Consider the following 3053-nt stretch of genomic DNA (forward strand, 5'->3'; position numbering starts at 1 on the left):
GAAGAACAGCAGGACGCGACATCGATCGACACCGACGGCGCTGTCGCCGCCGCCGTCTAAGATCGACCCCGGTAGGCTGGAGCGCTGCGCGCTACCCCGCGCGGGCTCTCACTCTGCCGTTTCGACGCGCAAACCTCCGCTCACGCGGCTTCCATTATTTCAGGCTTCGCACACAGCAGCGGCGCACAAGCGAGCGGCCGGTGACTTCGATGTTTCCACACAGGAAACCCCGATCGCCGAAAACAGCGGGTTCCCGGTCGTATCCGTCTCGTCGAGGTCGTCGCCGTCGCTTAGGAGTCGACGCGGCTAAGCGCGTCGGCGAGCGACAGCTGGAACTCTGTCCGCATCACCAGCGAGTAGACGAACACGGCCGCGGCCGCGCCCATGCCAAGAGAGAGGAGGACGGCGGTCAGCGGGAGCGATCCGAACACGGGGAGTCCGAGCCCCCACGCGCCGAGCACGATGGCTGAGGCGACTCCGAGCGCGCCGAGGATCCGTTCGAGGGCGTTTTCGGCGTCGGGCTCGACGGTGATCTTCAGCTCCTCCGGACGTTCGGGGCCGAGACTGACGACCGACTCGCGTTTGTCGAACTCGATGAGTCCGGCCTCGTCCATCTTTCGACAGTGGAACTGGCGGAGGGAGTTGTAGACGCTCTTGCGCTGGTCGTAATCGACGTCTTCGGGATCGACACCGTTCTCCCAAGCGGCGATCCGTCTGGACGCTTCATTGAGCTCCAGCTCGCCGGACTCGCGACGGAGGAGCCGCCAGAGGAATCGCCGCCGCCGGTTGCTGAGTATCTCGAGGAGGTCGTTCGGATCGAGACCTGCTTCCAACTCCGAATCGGCCGCCTGATCCGTTCGTTTCGGGCTTCCGTCATCAGGACCACCCGATCCGTCGGATTCTGGCTGTTCATCGCCGCCAACTCCAAGAGGGTTCCAACCAAGTCATTTCAATTCTCCGATTCGCATGCCCATACCAGTTGTTTCAATCGGTAAAACTGTTTTTACTTCTGTAAGGAAATCGAGTAATCGATAGTTATGCCGGTACTTCACATGGTAACTACACACGAAGTCGCATCGTACGGATTATTCGCCGTTCTACCGCCGGTTATCGTGGCTTCAGTCGTCACATCCGTCGAGTTCGCGATCGTCGGCGCTGGTCCGAGCCTGATGCACGCCGGAGTATCGCTGTGGATGGCGTCATGGTATTCGCCGTATGTGGGGCCACATTCGTCGTATGTACGGGACGTTCACCACGTTTAGAGCGACGATCGACGCGGCTGCCGCCCTCCAACGGCAAACCTGTCGCGTTTCACCGTGGCCTTTCCGTGTCGTTCGCCAGCAACGACACTCAATAGCGTCGTTTGAGACGAGAAGAGGGCCGAAACGTCGGGGTGTGACGAACCGCTAGTCGGTCCGTACGTATTGCTCGACTGTTTCGGACCTATACTTATCTCCTGATATGTGTGCGGCTGCTGTACTATGTTACAACTGCTGTAACACCACTCAGACCGACTCCAGCCGCCGCCGTTCCTCGGCGAGGAGACGTTCCCAGTAGCCGAACAGTCGACTGTCGAGCCCGTACGCCTCGTCGACGCGGCCGACCCACCGGTCGTCGGCGAACAGCAGCGCCTGAAACCGTCGTACGTCGGGCGACAGTCGGTCACGATCTCCGCCGTAGTACGCCAGCGACTCCGTTCGCGTCCGCTCGAGGAGGTCGCCCGGAACGAGTATCCCGTCGGCGGCGGCCGCGTGGGCGAACCACTCCAGGTGTAACAGCGCGTCGGCGAGCAGGAACCGTTCGCGAAACCCGGAAACGCCCTCGAGCGCCGGGTTACCGTCGATCCGGACGTCGGCCGGTCGGGAGAACCGTGGCGCGGTAACGGTGATGCCGGCGGCTTCCGCGACCGTGTCGACCACTCGGCGAAGCCGCCAGTCGGCGTAGCGAACGGGAGCGATCAGGGCGGCCTCGTACCACAGCGGCATCCACTCGCAGTACGGCTCCGAGAACGCACCGTCCGCGAGGAGGGTCGCGGCGACCGATCGGGCGCCGTCGGGGGTGAGCCCGGTCGGGTCACGCGCGAGCTCCGTCGCGACCGCGTCGCCGTCGATCGCGTCGACGCCTTCGAACCCCATCCCGTCGGCGACGTGTCGGGTGTACGCTCGGCTCGCGGCGTACCAGTCCGCGAACTCGCTCGGCTCGGTCAGTCGGAGAAGGCGGAGGACGGTGATACCACGACTACACACGGGAGGGGCAAAACCGCTCCGGCGGACCTCAGCCCGATCGAACTGCCGACCGGCTGATATTCGCCGTCACTCCCCGGTACCCGGCGGTCCGTCGCTTTCCAGTACACCGTCGAGCCCCCACTCGTCCGCGCGCGCCGCCGCCTCGGCACGAGCCTGTTCACGGATCGCCTCTATCCGGTCGTCGTCCGCGAGGAACGCTTCGATCGCGTCGGGATCGTCGTCGTCGCCGTCGAGCCGGTCCGCCGGTGCAGCCTCGCGGGTTCGGTCGGCGAGTGCGTGGTCGTCCGCGAGCGCCGTCGCGACCGATCCCGGCGACACCCGAAGCGACTCCTCGCGGTGCGCGGTGGCCAACGCTCCGTCGGGGACGGCGTACAGCTCGACCCGGTAGGGACCGGGCACCGCGAGCTCCGCGAGGGCGTCCGGACCGCCCCGGTCGCTCACCGTATTGTATACTAACACGGGAACGCCGTCGTCGAAGGTTACCACGCCTCGGGCCTCTCCCGCGAGCAACAGCGTGTCCTGTGGAACGAGCGTCGCGTACCCCGTCAGCTCGCGGTCGAGCGCGGTCACCAACGGCGTCGCGACGTCGGAGACGACCCGGGACCGCAGCAGATCACCGCGTGGGATCCGGAGCTCCGGCGGGTCACCGTCGGACCCGGTCTGTTCGGACGTCGTGGTGGTCCGCGACCTGTCCGTCACGTCCGGCGCGTCCGTGCGACGCGTCATGGCGTGTCGGGGACGACCGCGCTCTTGAACCGGGCTGCGACCGCGTCGCCGTCACCGTCACGGACAGCGAGGCGTGCGGCG

General features: G+C 65.6%; 3 protein-coding genes and 1 pseudogene. All 4 read right to left on the bottom strand.

What is annotated here, in order from left to right:
• Positions 1 to 290 precede the first annotated feature (290 nt).
• Positions 291 to 833, bottom strand: coding sequence for a DUF7344 domain-containing protein (locus ACFQEU_RS13800; protein ID WP_379783090.1), 543 nt, complete (start codon positions 831 to 833; stop codon positions 291 to 293).
• A 672-nt stretch (positions 834 to 1505) separates the two neighbouring features.
• Positions 1506 to 2246, bottom strand: coding sequence for a DUF8116 family protein (locus ACFQEU_RS13805; RefSeq protein WP_465261154.1), 741 nt, complete (start codon positions 2244 to 2246; stop codon positions 1506 to 1508).
• Positions 2247 to 2312: 66 nt separating this feature from the next.
• Positions 2313 to 2972 (bottom strand): DUF8054 family protein, encoded by a 660-nt coding sequence (locus ACFQEU_RS13810; RefSeq protein ID WP_379783092.1) that lies wholly within the window; start codon positions 2970 to 2972, stop codon positions 2313 to 2315.
• A pseudogene (locus tag ACFQEU_RS13815) lies at positions 2969 to 3053 on the bottom strand (nucleotide-binding protein); the annotation flags it as partial. The gene ACFQEU_RS13810 and the pseudogene ACFQEU_RS13815, both read right to left, overlap by 4 nt.

This window comes from Halorubrum tibetense (assembly GCF_042661865.1).
GTDB classification, from domain to species: domain Archaea; phylum Halobacteriota; class Halobacteria; order Halobacteriales; family Haloferacaceae; genus Halorubrum; species Halorubrum tibetense.

Excerpts from the sequence above, each read along its gene's own strand:
- ACFQEU_RS13810 (WP_379783092.1), bottom strand. The coding sequence starts at position 2,972 with ATGACGCGTCGCACGGACGCGCCGGACGTGACGGACAGGTCGCGGACC.